General features: G+C 69.9%; 15 protein-coding genes. 4 read left to right on the top strand and 11 right to left on the bottom strand.

What is annotated here, in order from left to right; translation table 11 throughout:
• Together AC6LJ5_RS13985 and AC6LJ5_RS13990 are read right to left on the bottom strand one after the other, a co-directional pair.
• Nucleotides 1–1,100, bottom strand: a 1,100-nt coding sequence (locus AC6LJ5_RS13985) for a YeeE/YedE family protein (protein WP_498140768.1), incomplete at its 3' end; no start/stop codon positions are given.
• Nucleotides 1,100–2,026 (bottom strand): sulfurtransferase, encoded by a 927-nt coding sequence (locus tag AC6LJ5_RS13990; RefSeq protein WP_498140769.1) that lies wholly within the window; start codon nucleotides 2,024–2,026, stop codon nucleotides 1,100–1,102. The genes AC6LJ5_RS13985 and AC6LJ5_RS13990, both read right to left, overlap by 1 nt.
• 250 nt (nucleotides 2,027–2,276) lie before the next feature.
• Here AC6LJ5_RS13990 and AC6LJ5_RS13995 point away from each other — a divergent pair, with 250 nt between their 5' ends.
• Both AC6LJ5_RS13995 and AC6LJ5_RS14000 read left to right on the top strand, forming a co-directional pair.
• Nucleotides 2,277–3,242 carry a bifunctional helix-turn-helix transcriptional regulator/GNAT family N-acetyltransferase gene (locus AC6LJ5_RS13995; RefSeq protein ID WP_103274316.1) on the top strand — a complete coding sequence of 322 codons (966 nt, stop codon included), beginning with the start codon at nucleotides 2,277–2,279 and terminating at the stop codon, nucleotides 3,240–3,242.
• Between the two features lie 106 nt (nucleotides 3,243–3,348).
• The gene (locus tag AC6LJ5_RS14000; RefSeq protein WP_103274315.1) at nucleotides 3,349–5,445 is read left to right on the top strand and encodes a PhoX family protein; all 2,097 of its coding nucleotides are present in this window, start codon (nucleotides 3,349–3,351) and stop codon (nucleotides 5,443–5,445) included.
• Nucleotides 5,446–5,547: 102 nt separating this feature from the next.
• On the opposite strand, the gene AC6LJ5_RS14005 is transcribed toward AC6LJ5_RS14000, so the two are convergent.
• Nucleotides 5,548–6,441 carry an alpha/beta fold hydrolase gene (locus AC6LJ5_RS14005; RefSeq protein ID WP_103274314.1) on the bottom strand — a complete coding sequence of 298 codons (894 nt, stop codon included), beginning with the start codon at nucleotides 6,439–6,441 and terminating at the stop codon, nucleotides 5,548–5,550.
• Between the two features lie 11 nt (nucleotides 6,442–6,452).
• Nucleotides 6,453–7,100, bottom strand: coding sequence for a pyroglutamyl-peptidase I (gene pcp / locus AC6LJ5_RS14010; protein ID WP_498140770.1), 648 nt, complete (start codon nucleotides 7,098–7,100; stop codon nucleotides 6,453–6,455).
• 138 nt (nucleotides 7,101–7,238) lie between these two features.
• Between pcp and AC6LJ5_RS14015 the strand changes: the two genes are divergently transcribed.
• On the top strand, nucleotides 7,239–8,165 hold the full coding sequence (locus AC6LJ5_RS14015; RefSeq protein WP_103274312.1) for a LysR family transcriptional regulator: 927 nt from the start codon (nucleotides 7,239–7,241) through the stop codon (nucleotides 8,163–8,165).
• A gap of 22 nt (nucleotides 8,166–8,187) precedes the next feature.
• Here the strand turns inward: AC6LJ5_RS14015 and AC6LJ5_RS14020 are convergent, their stop codons facing one another.
• Both AC6LJ5_RS14020 and AC6LJ5_RS14025 read right to left on the bottom strand, forming a co-directional pair.
• Nucleotides 8,188–9,066 (bottom strand): PA3715 family protein, encoded by an 879-nt coding sequence (locus AC6LJ5_RS14020; RefSeq protein WP_498140771.1) that lies wholly within the window; start codon nucleotides 9,064–9,066, stop codon nucleotides 8,188–8,190.
• 60 nt (nucleotides 9,067–9,126) lie between these two features.
• Nucleotides 9,127–9,975 (bottom strand): PA3715 family protein, encoded by an 849-nt coding sequence (locus AC6LJ5_RS14025; protein WP_498140772.1) that lies wholly within the window; start codon nucleotides 9,973–9,975, stop codon nucleotides 9,127–9,129.
• A 148-nt stretch (nucleotides 9,976–10,123) separates the two neighbouring features.
• Here AC6LJ5_RS14025 and AC6LJ5_RS14030 point away from each other — a divergent pair, with 148 nt between their 5' ends.
• The gene (locus tag AC6LJ5_RS14030) at nucleotides 10,124–10,537 is read left to right on the top strand and encodes a hypothetical protein (RefSeq protein ID WP_103274309.1); all 414 of its coding nucleotides are present in this window, start codon (nucleotides 10,124–10,126) and stop codon (nucleotides 10,535–10,537) included.
• 27 nt (nucleotides 10,538–10,564) lie between these two features.
• Here AC6LJ5_RS14030 and AC6LJ5_RS14035 read toward each other — a convergent pair whose 3' ends face one another.
• Genes AC6LJ5_RS14035 through AC6LJ5_RS14055 form a run of 5 tightly spaced genes read right to left on the bottom strand, consistent with a single transcriptional unit; the run spans nucleotide 10,565 to nucleotide 16,093 of the window.
• The gene (locus AC6LJ5_RS14035) at nucleotides 10,565–11,344 is read right to left on the bottom strand and encodes an SRPBCC family protein (protein WP_498140773.1); all 780 of its coding nucleotides are present in this window, start codon (nucleotides 11,342–11,344) and stop codon (nucleotides 10,565–10,567) included.
• Complete coding sequence (locus AC6LJ5_RS14040; protein WP_498140774.1) at nucleotides 11,344–13,713, bottom strand: xanthine dehydrogenase family protein molybdopterin-binding subunit; 2,370 nt, start codon at nucleotides 13,711–13,713, stop codon at nucleotides 11,344–11,346. The genes AC6LJ5_RS14035 and AC6LJ5_RS14040 overlap by 1 nt, the downstream gene beginning before the upstream one ends.
• Nucleotides 13,710–14,213 carry a (2Fe-2S)-binding protein gene (locus AC6LJ5_RS14045; protein ID WP_103274308.1) on the bottom strand — a complete coding sequence of 168 codons (504 nt, stop codon included), beginning with the start codon at nucleotides 14,211–14,213 and terminating at the stop codon, nucleotides 13,710–13,712. Before AC6LJ5_RS14045 ends, AC6LJ5_RS14040 begins: the two co-directional genes overlap by 4 nt.
• Nucleotides 14,210–15,091 (bottom strand): FAD binding domain-containing protein, encoded by an 882-nt coding sequence (locus tag AC6LJ5_RS14050; protein WP_498140775.1) that lies wholly within the window; start codon nucleotides 15,089–15,091, stop codon nucleotides 14,210–14,212. Before AC6LJ5_RS14050 ends, AC6LJ5_RS14045 begins: the two co-directional genes overlap by 4 nt.
• A 6-nt stretch (nucleotides 15,092–15,097) precedes the next feature.
• Complete coding sequence (locus AC6LJ5_RS14055; RefSeq protein WP_498140776.1) at nucleotides 15,098–16,093, bottom strand: substrate-binding domain-containing protein; 996 nt, start codon at nucleotides 16,091–16,093, stop codon at nucleotides 15,098–15,100.

Genomic DNA, 16,093 nt, shown 5'->3' on the forward strand with positions numbered 1-16,093 from the left:
CACCCCGACAAGGCCCCCGCCATCACGCCCGACAGCAGCGTCCCCACGGTGCAGCCCAGCGCGGTCATGCCGCCCCAGCCCATCAGCACGCCGCCGGCGAAGTTTCGGCCGATCTGCGCCGCCGACGGCAGCCTGGGCTTGAACGCCCCCGCCGCCAGCGCGGCGGCCCAGGCGCCCGCCACCAGCGACAGCACGAACACGCCGTTGTTCGACAGCAGCGCCTGCTTGACCACCGTGGCGCAACCGGCGAAACCATCCAACCCCGCCAGCCGCGCCGGCAGCCAGCCGGCATCGAAGGCCGCCGTGCGCGCCAGGCTGCCCAGCTCGGCGGTCACGCCCAGCGGCGCGACGCGCAGATAGGCGATCACGGCGATGAAGGCCACGGCCAGCCCGCCTGCGGCGGCGGGCCAGCGCAGCCGCAGCGCGACCTGCCACGCATCGGCCGTGGCGTCGCCGGCATCGCGCGCGGCGACGTCCGGCCGCGACAGGCGCGCGACCCCCCACGCCAGCGCCGCCAGCGCCGCGCATTGCAGCAGCGCCGAGCCGCCATAGCCCAGATGACGCGGCAGCCAGATCACCGGCGCCTGCTGGATCAGCGACAGGTACAGCGTGTTCCAGGAGGCAAAGCCCAGCGCGAAGCCGACCGCCGCCCCCAGCAGCGCGAAGGGCGAGCCCGGCGCGCCCTCGCCGATGCGGTAGAAGTGCGCGCTGATGCAGGATCCCGAGATCCGCATGCCCAGTCCGAACACAAACGCCCCGACCGCCAGCGCCACGCTCACCGGCCCGATATGCGCGCCCGGCGGGAGGCGATCGGCGCCCGGCACCGGCAGAAAGGCGCCGAACACCGCGTGATAGCCCAGCGTGCCGGCGGCCAGCGCGATCAGCACCGCGTACAGCCCCGAGGCCTCGCGCCGCTGGATGAAGTCGCGCGCGATGCAATAGAAGCAGAAGCGCGAGCGCTGCAAGACCACGCCGAAGGCCGCGCCCATCAGCGCCGACAGGGACAGCGCCCGCCCGACCTCGGGCAGGCCCGACAGCCAGCCTGCCCACAACAAGACGGCCGCCAGCACGCCGGCGGCCGCCGTCAGGCCTGCGCGCATCAGGTCTTGCCCCAGACCGTGCCGGCCGGGTTGCTGATGGGCGAGCCCACGCTGTTGCCATACTCGGTCCACGAGCCGTCATAGTTGCGCGTCTCATAGCCCAGCAGCTTGCTCAGCGCGAACCAGGAATGGCTGGAGCGCTCGCCAATGCGGCAGTAGGTGATGACCGGCTTGCTGCCGTCCACCCCGGCGGCCTGGTAGATGGCCTTCAGTTCCTCGGCGGACTTGAAGGTGCCGTCCTCGGCCACCAGCTTGCTCCAGGTCACGTTGACCGCGCCCGGCACATGGCCGGCGCGCACCGCCAGCTCGGGCACGCCGTTGGGCGCGAAGATCTTGCCGTTGTATTCGTCGGCCGAGCGGATATCGACCAGCACGCCGGGCTTTTCCTTGCGCGCCACGGCCAGCACGTCCTGCAGCCGCGCGCGCAGCGCCGGGTTGGCGTCCTTGACGCGGGCGTTGCCCGGCGCGTGCACGGTGGCGCTGTTGGCCAGCGGCCGGCCCTCGGCCTCCCATTTCTTGCGGCCGCCGTCCAGCAGCTTCACGTTCTGGATGCCGTAGATGTCGAACACCCAGGCTCCCCAGGCCGCGAACCAGTTGTTGTTGTCGCCGTACAGGATCGTGGTGGTATCGGCGTCGATGCCGGCGCGCGCCAGCAGCGCCTGGAACTGCGCGGGCGGCGCGATGTCGCGGCTGACGGTGTCGACCAGGTCGGTATGCCAGCTGACGTTGGCCGCGCCCGGGATATGGCCGCGCTCGTACAGGCCGGGATTCACGCTGACCTCGACCACGCGCACCTTGGGGTTCTTCAGGTTCTGTTCCAGCCAGTCGGTGCTGACCAGGAACTTGGCGTGTTGCGCCGTCGCGGACGCGGCGGCCAGCAAGGCCAGCGCCGCGAACGCGCCGGCCAGCAGATTGCGTAGGGACATCGGGTTCTCCTTGTCATGTCGGGAAGGCTTCCCTCTCGAACCGCGACGATATCGGCGGCGCGGGCGCGCGCGAACGACAGAGTTTTCATATCCTGATTACCTGTTCAGCAGGTTGTCAGCAAGCTCATGACGGGCGCGCCGCTGCGTCACGCACCGCGCGTGCGATCTCCCATCCGCTATTTCCATGGACAGCTTTTCCAATTAGTTGTACGATACAACCAAATTGCAGCCGGCCGGAGGAGCCAACGCCATGAGCACCGACCCATCCCTCGTCGAAGACATCCGCGCCGCGTCCCGCAGCATGGTCCGCGAACTCGGCTTCATGCAGTCCACGCTGGCGGCCAGCGGCCATTCCGCCTCGGCGGTGCACACGCTGCTGGAGATCGACGCGCGCGGCGCCATGACGGCGGCGCAGCTCGCGCCCTTCCTGGGCCTGGACAAGTCCAGCATCAGCCGCATGCTGGCCAAGCTGATCGAGGCCGGCGAGCTGGAGGAAGCCGTGGCCGGCGACGACGCCCGCGTCAAGCAGCTGTCGCTGACCCGGGCCGGCAAGCGCAAGGTGGACCAGATCCACGCCTATGGCCGGATGCAGGTCAACACCGCGATGGCGCGGCTCAATCCCTCGCAGCGCCAGGCCGTGGCCCAGGGTCTGGGCGCCTATGCCCAGGCCTTGCAGGCCTGCCGCGAAAACGACGAGGCGTTCCGGCCCGGCGCATCCAATCCGATCACGATCCACGCCGGCTACCAGCCCGGCATGATCGGCCGCATCACCGAGATGCACGCCGCGTTCTACGCGCGCCACGCGGGCTTCGGCCAGTTCTTCGAAAGCCAGGTCGCGACCGGCGTGGCCGAATTCGCCGGCCGGCTCAACCAGACCGGCAACCATGTCTGGCTGGCGCTGCTGAACGACCGCATCGTCGGCTCGGTCGCCATCGACGGCCAGGACCTGGGCAACAACCACGCGCACCTGCGCTGGTTCATCCTGGACGACGGCTGTCGCGGCAGCGGCGTGGGCCGCCAGCTGTTGGCCGAGGCCGTGGCCTACTGCGACCGGCTCGGCTTCGCCGCCACCCGGCTCTGGACCTTCAAGGGACTCGATGCGGCCCGCAAGCTGTATGAATCGGTCGGCTTCCAGCTGGTGCGCGAGGAAGCCGGAGAGCAATGGGGTTCGACGGTCACAGAACAGCAGTTCATCCGCCCGGCCCCGCTGTCCTAACGCTTTCAGTTTGCTGTCATTCCCGGGCAATGTTCCCGAACGATGATGCTCGCAGGCAGCGCCGAGGTGGCGTCTGTCACACGAATGACACATCACGGGAACACTGATGAGCACTCCGGATCTGGACGACATCCCGTCCAACGCGTCCACCGCACCCCATTTCAACGACGTGGTGAGCCGCGTGCTGTCGCGCCGCGGCTTCCTGAAGGCCGGTCTGGGCGCCGGCGCGGTCGGCTTCATGGGCGCGGGCCTGACCGCCTGTGGCAGCGATGACGATGATGATTCTCCCGCCAAGCCCACGACGCCGGGCAAGCCCACGCCGGAGCAGCCCAAGCCGGTCGACCTGAACTTCAAGGCCGTGCCCGTGAGCACGGCCGACACCGTCGTGGTGCCCGAGGGCTACCAGTACGCCGTGCTCAACCGCTGGGGCGATCCGCTGTTCGCCGGCGCGCCCGCCTTCAAGGCCGACGCCAGCAACGGCGGCGCCGATCAGGCGCGCCAGATCGGCTACAACCATGACGGCATGCACTTCTTCCCCATCGACGGCACCGACAGCGCCACGGGCAGCAGCGTCGAAGGCCTGATGGTCACCAACCACGAATACACCACGCCGGAGTACTTCTACCCCGTGGGCGTGGTGCCGGGCAACGCCCAGTGGAACCTGGACTGGGTCCGCAAGTCGCAGCACGCGCATGGCGTGTCCGTGCTGCACATCCGCCTGAACAACGGCAAGTGGGAGCCGGTGCTGGATTCGCCGTTCAACCGCAGCGTCAACGCCAATGTCGCCATGCAACTGGTCGGCCCGGCCGCCGGCAGCCGCCTGGTCAAGACCAACGCGGACCCGTCCGGCACGCGCTGCTTCGGCACCTTCGGCAACTGCGGCAATGGCTACACGCTGTGGAACACCTACCTCACCTGTGAAGAGAACTTCACCGACTACTTCGGCATCAGCAACGCCGCGCCCGCCTCGGTGAACTACCCCGACACCGAGTACCAGCGCCACATGGAGCGCTACAAGGGCACGGGCAAGACCTCCAGCAGCTCGTACCGCTGGGACTACTTCGACGACCGCTTCAACTGGTCGATCGAGCCCAACGAATACAACCGCTGCGGCTGGATCGTGGAGATCGACCCGTTCGATCCGAACTCCACGCCCAAGAAGCTGACCGCGCTGGGCCGCTTCAAGCACGAAAACGCCGCCATGACGCTGGCCGATGACAAGCGCGTCGTGGTCTACATGGGCGACGACCAGGCCAGCGAGTACATCTACAAGTTCGTCTCCGACGGCAAGTACGACCCGGCCCGCCCGGCGCTGAACCGCCTGCTGCTGGACAAGGGCACGCTGTACGTGGCGCGCTTCCTGGACGGCGCCGCGCAGGGTGACGCCATGGGCGTGGGCGAATGGATCCCGCTCAAGCTGGACACTCCGGCGCTGGCCGGCGGCACGCTGGGCGCGCTGTTCAACCAGGACATGGGCGAACTGCTGGTCAAGACCCGCCAGGCGGCCGACGCCGTGGGCGCCACGCCGATGGACCGTCCCGAGTGGATCACCACCCACCCGGTGACGCGCGAGGCCTACGTCACGCTGACCAACAACAGCTCGCGCGGCAGCGGCAACGACCGTTACCCCGGCACCAAGCACCCCGGCCCGAACGACGCCAATCCGCGCGCCAACAACGTCTACGGCCAGATCGTGCGCTGGCGCGAAAAGAGCGGCGACCCGGCTTCGCTGAGTTTCGAATGGGACATCTTCGTGCTGGCCGGCAACCCCACGCTGTATCCGCGCACCGACCTGCGCAGCGGCTCGGCCAACGTCACCGCCGAGAACACCTTCAACAGCCCCGACGGCCTGGCTTTCGACAAGCGCGGCCTGCTGTGGATCGAGACCGACGGCAACTACTCCAACACCGGCGCCTACGCCGGCCAGGGCAACAACCAGATGCTCGTCGCCAACACGGGCAGCAAGGAAATCCGCCGCTTCATGACCGGCCCGGTCGGCTGCGAAGTGACGGGCCTGACCTGGACGCCGGACCTGAAGTACCTGTTCATCAACATCCAGCACCCAGGCGAAGGCCCGAGCGTGACGGATGCGCAGAACAATCCGCTGATCGCCTCGAAATGGCCGGACGGCGCCAGCGCCACCCGGCCGCGCCCGGCCACGGTGGTGATCTGGAAGCAGGACGGCACGGCGGTGGGCAGCTGAGCCTGGATCGCGGTTGATCAAGCGGGAACGCCGGAGCGCAGGCTCCGGCGTTTTTGTTGGCGCGTTCCGCCTGGCGCCGATCGCATCGCCCCGGTCGCCGCGCTATCCCCGCAGGAACGCCAGCATCCTGCGCGCCAGCTCGCGCGGCTGTTCTTCCGGTATGTAATGGCCGCAGTCGCTCAACACCCCGCCCTGCAGGTCGCGCGCCAGCGGTTTCAACGCCTCGTACAGATTGGGCGCGCTGCCCCGGTCGCCGCCCAGCGCCAGCACCGGCACCGTCAATGGCGCGTCGCGCAGCTCGCGGTTCTGCAAGGCGTCCTGGTGCGCCGCGCGGTAGTAGCCCAGCATGCCGCGCAGGCCGCCCAGCGTCTGGTAGACGCGTTCGTACTCGTCGATGTCGGCGGCGCTGAACACGCCGGGCTTGTTGGCCGTCTTGCGGCTGAAGAACCACTCGATCAGGATGCGCTCGCGCCCCTGCAGCAGCGCCTCGGGCAGATCCGGCACCGAGTTGAACAGGAAGTGCCAGCTCTTCCAGTTGTCCGGCCCCAGCTCGATGGCGGGCTTGAGCGTCACGCCGGGAATGTTGGCGTCCAGCAGCACCACCCGCTCCACCTCGTCGGCATGGCGCGCGGCATACGGATAGGCGATCCAGGCGCCGATATCGTGGCCGGCGAGCGCATAGCGCGTCAGTCCCAGCGTGTGGAACAAGGCGCGCAGCCGCTCGCCGGCGGTGCGCGTGTCATAGCCGTCCAGCGGCTTGTCGGAATCGCCCTGGCCCGGCAGGTCCACCGCGTACACGCGGAAGTGCGGCGCCAGCAGCGGCATCACCCGCCGCCACGCGTACCAGCTCTGCGGAAAACCGGCCAGCAGGATCAGCGCCGGACCCTCGCCGCCCTCCACCACGTGATAGCCCAGCCCGTCCACCTCGACCCGCGCATGACGGAACGGCGCGCCGTCCAGCTCGAACGCGGCCGCGTCCGCATATCCCTTGCTCATCGCGCCCCCTTTCAGTTGACCGCGCCGCCAACGACGCGGATGTCGGTGCGCACCTCCAGCGCGGTGGCGATCAGCAGCCGCACGCCGGCCACCAGCGTATCCAGCGCCATGCTGGGCTGACCGGGATGCGCGGCCGCCATTTCCGGCAGGTACGGCACGTGCACGAAGCCGCCGCGCAGCTCGGGCCGCCGGGTGGCGATGTAGTGCGACAGGCCGTAGAAGATGGCGTTGCAGTTGTAGGTGCCCGCCGTCAGCGAGGCCGATGCCGGCACGCCGCCCTGGCGCAGCGCACGCACGATGGCCTTGACCGGCAGCGTCGAGAAATACGCGCCCGGGCCGCCGGCGATCACCGGCTCGTCGATGGGCTGGCGGCCGGCGTTGTCGGGAATGCGCGCGTCCACCAGGTTGATGGCCACCCGCTCGACCGACACGTCGGACCGGCCGCTGGCCTGGCCCAGGCACACCACCAGGTCCGGCCGCGTCTCTTCCAGCGCGCCGTGCAGCCGGTCCAACACCTCGCTCAACACGCAGGGCAGCTGGCGCGCCGCCACCGTGGCGCCGCCGATGACGGCGCCGTCGAGCCGGCGCGCCGCCTCCCAGGAAGGGTTGATGGTTTCCCCGTCGAAGGGTTCGATACCGGTGAGCAGCACGGTGGGCATGGCGTGGTCCTGAAAGCGGATGAGAAAGAAGGCAGTGCCGCGCCGATCCGGCCAACAATCCGGCGCGCAGCCATGTCATCCTATGCCGGGCCTGCCAAATTGTTGAAATCGATATTCAGTATTCGTAATATTGATGGCATGAATCTCGCTGCCATAGACCTGAACCTGCTGGTCGCCTTCGAGGCCCTGTACGACACCCGCAACGTCACGCTGGCCGGCCAGCGCATCCATCGCGCCCAGCCTTCCGTGAGCAGCGCGCTGGGGCGGCTGCGGCGGCTGTTCCAGGACGAGCTGTTCCTGCGCACGGCCGAGGGCATGCAGCCCACGCCCAAGGCCGACGCGCTGATGCCCGCCGTCAGCGCGGCGCTGGACCAGATCCGGCAGGCGCTGGCGCAGGGCGCGCCCTTCGATCCGGGCTCGGCGCAGGGCCGTCGCTTCACCATTGCCGCCAGCGATTACGCCGATGTGGTCATCGTGCCGCACATCGTCGCCGCGCTGCGGCGCGACGCGCCCGGGGCGGACCTGCGCGTGGCGCGGCTGGACCGCGCCCAGCTCTATGAACAATTGGACAATGGCAGCGTGGACCTGGCCATCGGCGGCCATCTGGCGCCGCCCAAGCGCATGCTGTCCGAACGCCTGTACGACGAGAGCTTCGTTTGCATCGCCGACCAGCGCCATCCGGCGCTGCGCGGCCGCAAGCTGGACCTGGAACGCTATCTGGCCCTGCCCCACGCCCTGTTCACGCCCAGCGACGACGGCTCGGCGCGCGGCGTGGTCGACGCCAGCCTGGCGCGCCTGGGCCGCAAGCGGCGCGTGGCCTGCACCTTCGCGCACATCGTGGCGCTGCCGCACGCGGTGCGGGGCACCGACCTGATCGCCACGCTGGCGCGCCGCGCCGCCGCGCGGCTGGCCGGCGACGGGCTCACGCTGCGGCCGCTGCCGGCCGAGGTGGACCCCGGTCCCTTCTCCATCGACATGGTGTGCAGCCGGCGCGCGCCCGGCGACGCCGCGCTGGCCTGGCTGCAACAGCGGGTCCGCGACGCCGCGCTGCGCTTGCGGGACTAGCGCCCGCCACCCGCAGCCCGCCCTAGGGCTGCCCGCTCCCTTCGACGAAGGCGCGGTCCATGGACCACAGCGCCTCGGGTATCACATAGCCCTTGCCCTCGAACCTGAGCGTGTGCCGGATCTGGTCCTTGCCGACGGTGCGCTCGCCGCAATCATCGCCCTGGGTTTCGAACAGGCGCCGCTCGCGCGCCTCGGTCAGCGACAGGTCGCGGTAGCCCTGGCTGCTGCCGCTGCCCAGGCCCACCGTCACCTTGCGCTCCTCGACATCGCCGGCGCAGCGGGTGTCCCAGTCGCCTCGGGTCCCGCTGACCACCATGCCGTCCAGCACCATCTCCAGTTCCCGCTCGCCCATCACGAACAGCCGCAGGCTGGATTCTCCATACAGACTGACGCGCGAGCCGGCCGCGCGCGCGATCCGGATGCCGAAGGCGCGCCGGTCCGGCATCAGGTCATAGCGGGCGGTATCGAACGTCAGGCTGGTCAGAGCCACCGCGTCGTCCATCATCAGCCCCTTCAGCCGGCGCTGGCGCAGCGGCTTGAGCGTGGCGCGCTCCAGCACCAGCACGTCCAGGTCGCCCTCGTGGCCGTCGGCGGCCTCGGCCTCCGACTGGTCGCGCATCAGCGGCACCGCCACCAGCAGCAGGTCCGGATTGGCCGGCCAGGCCTTGCAGGTCAGCCCGAAGGGATCGCCCGCCGCCACGTTGGCGACCAGGATGACGGCGTCCGTGCCGGGCACATGCACGCGGCCGCGCGCATCGGGCGCCTGAACGCCGGGATAGAGGGCGCGGACGATGTCCGCGTCGTCCGGGCAGGCGTCGGGCGCGGCTTGCGCGGCGCCGGCAAACAGGGTCGAGAGCGCGCCAAGACAAAGCGCGGCGGCCAGGGGACGCGCAAGGCTCATGGCCGAGCCGAAACAGGCCACGGCACAACGCGGGAAGAGGCGGCCTGCGTGGAACACGGTTCAGTTACCCGGGCGCCGGTCCGGCGCGCGCAGCGACTCGGGAATCGAATAGGTCTTGCCGTCGAAGGCCAGCCTGTGGCGCGTCGTGGTCTTGTCCGTCACCCGATCCACGCACTTGGCGCCCTGCGGCGCGTAGACCCGCGATACGCGCGTGTCGGTGGCGACCAGATTCTGATAGCCCGCGCTCTTGGCCTCGTCGACGGACAGCGTCACGTCGCGTTTTTCCTCGCGGCTGTCGCACTCGTTCTCCCAAGCGCCTTGCAGCCGGCTGACGAGCAGGCCGTCCAGTACCACATGCAGCTCATGCTCGCTCATCACGAACAGCCGCAGGCTGGTCTCTCCCTGCATGCTGCCGGTGGACGAGGCGCTGCGCGTGACGCGTATGCCGAACGCCCGCTCGTCCTGCGACAGATCGTAGCGCGCCGTGTCGAACACGACGCCGGTCAGGCGCACCGCGTCATCCTTCATCAGGCCGGGCAGCCGGCGCTTGCGCAAGGGCTGCAAGGTGGCGCGCTCGAGCACCAGCACGTCCAGGTCGCCGTCGTGGCCGTCGGCCGCCTTCGCGCCGGAGAGATCGCGCATCACCGGCACGGCGGCCAGCAGCAGCTCGGGCTTGGCCGGCCAGGCCTTGCAGGTGACCGCGAAAGGATTGTGGCGATTCCCGCTCTGCAAGGCGATGACGTCGCCGCTGCCGCTCAGGCGGATGCGGCCCAGCTTGTCCGGCGCCGAGGCGTCCTGGTAAGCCGCGGCCACGATGCCGGCGGCCTCGGGGCAATCCGCGGGCGCGGCATGCGCGGTGCCCGCCGTCAGCAGAGCGGACAGGGCAATGTAGGACAAGCAGCGAGACATGGTGATCATGATCTGAGGTCAGTGGCTGAACGAGCAGCCAGTGTACCGTCAGCGTCGTCGCCGTTCATCCTGTGCGAGCGACAGGCGTCAGCCGCGACCAGGCTCCAGGCTTACACTGGCCAGGTTGCATCTCCCGCTCCCGCCAGCCATGTCCAGCCGCACGCCTCTTTTCGCCCCGCCCAGGAAGCAGCGCGCCCCGCGCCCCAACTCGCTGCTGTGGGTCTTCGACCCGCTGGAGCGTGATCCCGGCTACCTGCTCAAGAAGATGTTCGGCTGTGACGCCGCCTACCTCGACGGCCGGCTCTGCCTGGTGGCGGCCGATCGCGATGCGCCCTGGGACGGGCTGCTGGTCGGAACGTCCCAGGCGCATCATGCGTCGCTGACCGGCGACATTCCAAACCTGCAACCCCATGCCGTGCTCGGGAAATGGCTGTACATCCCGCAGCAGGACGAATCGTTCGAAGCCGTCGCGCAACAGCTGGTCTCGCTGACGCTGGCGCGCGACCCGCGCATCGGCGTGGCGCCGTCGCCCCGGCCGTCGCGACGGACGCGTCCCGGCTGATCCCGACCGCGTCCATCGCTCGCCGGCTCATCGCCCCCTGCCAAACAGCCGGGAAATTCCATATCCGATCCGCGCCCACACGGCCCGCAGGCCGATGCTGAGCATGTTCAGTTCGGCGGACGGCCTGGGCTCTCGCCCCGGCCGGCTGGCGATCCCCCTGGACTGGACCTGCGCCAGCACCGCCTGGGCCTGGGCCAGCACCGCCTGCGCCTGGAACAACAGCGCCTGCGGCGATCCGTGGCCGGCGTCAAACCCTGGCGCCGTGGCCTCGCGCGGCGACGCCCCTCCCGCATCCGCCGCCGCGCCGCCCGGCCGCTCGTCGCCAGCCATTGTGACGACCGCCGCGCCGCCAGCCCCCTGTGTCAGCATGACGCTCAGATTGCGCTCGAACTCCGCCAGGATCCGCGCGGCGACCTCGGTGATCATGCCGCTGCCCCGGCCGTACTGCGCCACCGAGCCGGACAGTTCCAGCCGGGTCGTCACCGCGACAGCGGTGCCGCCCGCCGCCGGCTCGAGCGCGAAGCTGAACTCCGAGCTGACCGCGCCGCGCCCCTTGGGATCGCTCCCCGAACCGCGCAGCCAGGCGATGTGCGCGGCGTCGTCCTGGCGCAACAGCTCGGCCTGGCCGTCGAAGGCGAGCTTGATCGGTCCCAGCCGCAGCGTCACGGAACCGCTGTACTTGCCGTCGCCCGAGTCCCCGGTCAGCCGCGCGCCCGGCAGGCAGGGCAGGATGCGCGGCACGTCCAGCATGAGCGCCCATGCGTCCTCCAGCGGCAAGGGCACATGAAACCGATTCGTGAACTCCATCAGCAATCTCCAGGGATTGAACCGCGCCCCTGGTCGATCAAGGCCAGAAGACGCATCGGCGTCAGCGGAAACTCCGCGATCCGCACGCCATGGGCGCGCAGGGCATCCTCGACCGCGCCGATCACGGCGGCGGCCACCGGCACCGTGGCGCATTCGCCTATGCCCTTCACGCCCAGGGGATTGAGCGTGGTGGGCGACGGCTGGAACAGCACGTCGATGCGGGGCAGCTCCGGCGCCGTCGGCAACAGGTACTCGGCGAAGGTCGTGGTGATGGGCTGCGCTCCCGCGTCATAGCCCATCCACTCGAACAGGGCGTTGCCAATGCCATGCGCCACGCCGCCGTGGACCTGCCCGCCGGCCAGCACGGGATTGATGATGCGGCCGCTGTCGTGCACGGCCACATAGCGCAGCAGATGCACCGCCCCGGTGCCGGGATCGACCTCGACCTCGCAGGCATGCGAGGCGCCGGCGTAGGATTGGGCGTCGCAATGGAAATGCGCGGTCTCGTCCAGCCCGGGATCGTCGCGCCCCGGCAGCGCGTATCCCGGCACGCCCTTCCACAAGGTGGCCAGCCGCGCCAGCGAGACCGCCCGGCCGTCCGGCGTCTTGATCTCGCCATCGGCCAGCCGCAGGCAGTCCTCCTCGACGCCCAGCAGCGCGGCGGCGCTGCGTATGGCCTTGGCGCGCACCCGGCCCGCCGCCAGCGTCACCGCCGATCCCGCCATCATGGCCTGGCGGCTGGCGAATCCGCCCATACCATGGCTGACGAACGCGGTGTCACCGGCCCGCACCTGGACGGCCTGCGCCGCCACGCCGAAATGCGCTGCGCATAGCTGCGCCAGGGTCGTCGCGATGCCCTGCCCCATGGCCAGCGCGCCGGTATAGACCGAAATCTGTCCTGACGGCGCGATACGGACCCGCGCGGACTCGAACGGCCCGCGCCCCGTCGGCTTGACGCCATTGGCCAGGCCGATGCCACGGCACAGGCCGCGCGCGGCCGCCTCGCGCCGGCGCGCATCGAATTCCGCATAGCCGATCTCGGCCAGCGCGCGCGCCTGCAGGGCCGGAAAATCGCCGCTGTCGATCGTGAGCGGCACCCCGGCCCTGGACTTCAGCGGCTTGACATAGGGGATCTGGTCCGCCGGAATCAGGTTGCGCCGGCGGCATTCCGCGCGGTCGATGCCCACGCCCTGCGCGATCCGGTCCAGCACGCGTTCCATCACGAATGCCGCCTGCGGATAGCCCGCGCCGCGCACGGTGGCCACGGGCACCTTGTTGGTATGGACCACGCTCACCTGCAGCCGACAGGCCGGCACCAGGTAAGGACCGGACAGGGACGATGCCGAGTTATACGGCACGTTTGTTCCCTGCGGCGTATAGGCGCCGTGGTCATGCACCATCTCGCCGCGCACGCCCAGGATCTGGCCGCGCGCGTCGGCGGCGAACTCCACACTCCAATACTGATCGCGCTCCTGGATCGCGCTGAGGAAATGCTCGCGCCGGTCCTCCACCCATTTGACCGCCCTGCCCAGCTTGCGCGCGACGGCGGGCACGACGATCTCCTCCGGATAGATCATGAACTTCGCGCCGAAGCCGCCGCCCACCTCGGGCGCGATCACGCGCAGCTGGTCCTCGGGCTGGCCCAGCATCAGCGCGATGGCGTAGTGCAGCTCATGGGCCATCTGCGTCGAGGACCAGACGGTCAGCGCATCGCCGGCCGCGTCCGGCGCCGCCAGCACGCCGCGCCCTTCCATCGGATGCGCGGCGCCTCGATGCGTCCAGAAGCGCTCGGCGAACACCCAGGCCGCCCCGGCGAACGCGGCCTCGCAATCCCCGTGTTCCAGCGTATAGCGCTGCAGCAGGTTCGATTCCAGCTCGCTGCGCACGCGCGGCGATCCCTCCTCGAGCGCGGCTCGGCAATCGGCCACGGCCGCCAGCGCCTCATACTCCACCCGGGCGACCGCCGCCGCGTCCTCGGCCTGGCGCCGGCTGTCGGCCAGCACCACCGCCACGGCCTCGCCGGCGAACGCCACTTCCGACCCGGCCAGCACGAACGGCGTCGTGTTGGCCGGCAGGTCGGCCAGCGCGAATCCCAGCGGCATGCGCCATTCCGTCAGCTCGCCATAGAGATCCGCCGCTGCGTAGGCGGCCGCCACGCCCGGCATGGCTCGCGCGGCGGACAGGTCGATCGACACGATACGGGCGTGCGCGTGCGGGCTGCGCACGAAGCAGGCGTGCAATGGCGTCGCCACCGGAATGTCGTCCAGGAAGCGCGCCTCGCCCCGCAGCAGGGCCGCATCCTCGATCCGGGGCGTGCCTTCCCCCATCCCGCCTGCCGCGCCGGGTTCGACCGGACCGTGGCCGCTCATGCGCCACCCCCGCGCATCCGCCGCGCCGCCAGCAGCACCGCGTCCACGATGTTCTGGTAGCCGGTGCAACGGCACAAGTGACCGGACAACACGTCACGGATCCGCGCCTCGTCCGGATCCGGTTCATGGGCCAGCAACTCCGCCACCGACATCAGGATCCCCGGCGTGCAGAAGCCGCACTGCAGGCCGTGCAATTCATGGAAGGCCTGCTGGATCGGATGCAGGGAACCGTCGGGCCGCGCCAATCCTTCCACCGTGCCGATCTCGCGCCCCCCGGCCTGCACCGCCAGCATCAGGCAGCCGCGCGCCGAACAGCCGTCCACCAGCACGGTGCAGGCGCCGCACACGCCATGCTCGCAGCCCACGTGGGTGCCGGTCATGCCCAGCTCGCCGCGCAGGAAATCCGCCAGATTCATCCTCGGCTCGGCGCGTCCCTGCCGGGATGCGCCATTGACGCGCAGCCGGATGGGCAGCGCCTGTGCCTCATCGTGCCTGCTCATGGCGGCCCCTCTTCGTGAGCGCAGGCGCGCGCCAAGGCCAGCGCCAATGCGCGGCGCGCCAGCACCGAGGCCAGGCGCTGGCGATACCAGGCGGGCACCTGGCTGTCGCCCGTCGCGACGACCTCGCCGCACAACCGCGCCGCCTGGTCCAGATCGTCCCCTACGCCGTGGCTGCCCGTCAGCGCCGCTTCGACCGCAGGCATGCGCAGCGGCGCGGCGGCCACACCGCCCAGCGTCAGCGAAACGCGCGCCAATCGTCCCGACGCATCGAGCGCGACCAGCGCCGCGACCGAAACGATGGCGAAGTCCCCGCAACGGCGGGCGAATTCGAGGAAGGCATGGCCATGTCCGGCGGGCCAGGGCTGGACGCGGATGCTCGTCAGGATCTCATCGGCTTCCAGCGCCGGCGTCATGTAGCCCGCGAAGAAATCCGCCATCCGCAGCCGCCGCTCGCCGCGCACGCTGGCCGCCGTCAGCTCGGCGTCCATCGCCAGCGCCACGGTCGGCAGTTCGGCGGAAGGATCCAGCTGGCACAGGCTGCCGCCCACGGTGCCCCGGTTGCGGGTCTGGCGATGCCCGACCTGCAGGATGGCTTCGCGCCACAGCGGCAGGCGCCGGGCAACCAACGGCGAGAACTCCACATCGCGCTGCCGCGTCATGGCGCCGATCTCGATGCCGCCGTCCGATTCGCGCAGGTAGGCCAGTTCCGCCACCCGGTTGATGTCGATGAGGCAATCGGGAAAGGCGAAGCGCATGTTCAGCATGGCCACGAGCGACTGTCCGCCCGCCAGGACGCGGGCGTTCTGCTCCCGGGCCAGCAGCCGCAGCGCTTCGGCCAGCGTGTCGGGCGCCAGGTAGCGGAAGGCGGGCGCTTTCATGATCGCTCAGATCTTCGACAGGTCCAGCGCAGATGGCGCGAACAGTTCCTCGGGCGCCACGCGCCGCTTGGACAGGCCCTGTTCGAAGTGATAGCGCGAGAACGTGTCGATGGCGTGGCGGTTGGCCTCCAGGCCATAGGGCCAGAAGTCCTGTCCCATCAGCGCCCTCGCCTCGTCCAGGTGATGCACCATCCAGGGCAGCGTCGCGGCCAGATGGCAGATCTCGCCGAGATCGCGCACGGCCAGCTCCTTCGCCTTGATGAAGGCCTTGTAGACGCTGACCGGCAGCCAGGGATGCGCGGCCGCGAGTGATTTCCGGATGCCCACCATGTGCATGATCGGAAAGATCCCGCTGCGGCGGAAATAGGCTTTCTCGGCCTCGATGTAGTCGTCGCCGTACAACCTGCCCACGTTGGGCGCGCCCCGCAGGAAGCAGGATGGCGCGCGCGCGCCGATATAGCCGTCGATCTCCCCGTGCTCCAGCATGCCCGACAGCGTCTTGTCGTCGGGAATCTGCCGCAGGTCGATTCCAGGCCCCAGATCGATGGGCGCGCGCTCGCCGCGTCCGGGCTCCTCGACGCCGCCCCGGCGCCAGCCGATCTCCTCGGGCCGGACGCCATGCTCGTCCTGCAGGATCCCTCGGATCCAGACGTTGGCCGTGATCTGGTACTCCGGCACGCCGATGATCCGGCCGCGCAGGTCCTGGGGCGTGGCGATGCCCCGGTCGGTGCGCACGTAGATGCCCGACTGGCGGAACACGCGCGAGATGAACGCCGGTATGGCGACATAGTCGTTGTCGCCCCGCGCCGTCGTCATCATGTGGCTGCTCATCGAGATCTCGGTCACGTCGAACTCGCGATAGCGGAAGGCGCGGTGGAACGCCTCTTCCGGTTCGAGGGCGACGGCGGCGACCTCGCAGCCCTCGATGGGCGCCCGCCCATCGAACAGGGCGCGGGTACGGTCATAGTTGCCGCAGGCGAGACTGATACGCAAGGTGTTCAT

The organism is Achromobacter sp. 1011791174 (genome assembly GCF_059760925.1).

Excerpts from the sequence above, each read along its gene's own strand:
- AC6LJ5_RS13990 (WP_498140769.1), bottom strand. The coding sequence starts at position 2,026 with ATGTCCCTACGCAATCTGCTGGCCGGCGCGTTCGCGGCGCTGGCCTTG.
- AC6LJ5_RS13995 (WP_103274316.1), top strand. The coding sequence starts at position 2,277 with ATGAGCACCGACCCATCCCTCGTCGAAGACATCCGCGCCGCGTCCCGC.
- AC6LJ5_RS14000 (WP_103274315.1), top strand. The coding sequence starts at position 3,349 with ATGAGCACTCCGGATCTGGACGACATCCCGTCCAACGCGTCCACCGCA.
- AC6LJ5_RS14005 (WP_103274314.1), bottom strand. The coding sequence starts at position 6,441 with ATGAGCAAGGGATATGCGGACGCGGCCGCGTTCGAGCTGGACGGCGCG.
- pcp (WP_498140770.1), bottom strand. The coding sequence starts at position 7,100 with ATGCCCACCGTGCTGCTCACCGGTATCGAACCCTTCGACGGGGAAACC.
- AC6LJ5_RS14015 (WP_103274312.1), top strand. The coding sequence starts at position 7,239 with ATGAATCTCGCTGCCATAGACCTGAACCTGCTGGTCGCCTTCGAGGCC.
- AC6LJ5_RS14020 (WP_498140771.1), bottom strand. The coding sequence starts at position 9,066 with ATGAGCCTTGCGCGTCCCCTGGCCGCCGCGCTTTGTCTTGGCGCGCTC.
- AC6LJ5_RS14025 (WP_498140772.1), bottom strand. The coding sequence starts at position 9,975 with ATGTCTCGCTGCTTGTCCTACATTGCCCTGTCCGCTCTGCTGACGGCG.
- AC6LJ5_RS14030 (WP_103274309.1), top strand. The coding sequence starts at position 10,124 with ATGTCCAGCCGCACGCCTCTTTTCGCCCCGCCCAGGAAGCAGCGCGCC.
- AC6LJ5_RS14035 (WP_498140773.1), bottom strand. The coding sequence starts at position 11,344 with ATGGAGTTCACGAATCGGTTTCATGTGCCCTTGCCGCTGGAGGACGCA.
- AC6LJ5_RS14040 (WP_498140774.1), bottom strand. The coding sequence starts at position 13,713 with ATGAGCGGCCACGGTCCGGTCGAACCCGGCGCGGCAGGCGGGATGGGG.
- AC6LJ5_RS14045 (WP_103274308.1), bottom strand. The coding sequence starts at position 14,213 with ATGAGCAGGCACGATGAGGCACAGGCGCTGCCCATCCGGCTGCGCGTC.
- AC6LJ5_RS14050 (WP_498140775.1), bottom strand. The coding sequence starts at position 15,091 with ATGAAAGCGCCCGCCTTCCGCTACCTGGCGCCCGACACGCTGGCCGAA.
- AC6LJ5_RS14055 (WP_498140776.1), bottom strand. The coding sequence starts at position 16,093 with ATGAACACCTTGCGTATCAGTCTCGCCTGCGGCAACTATGACCGTACC.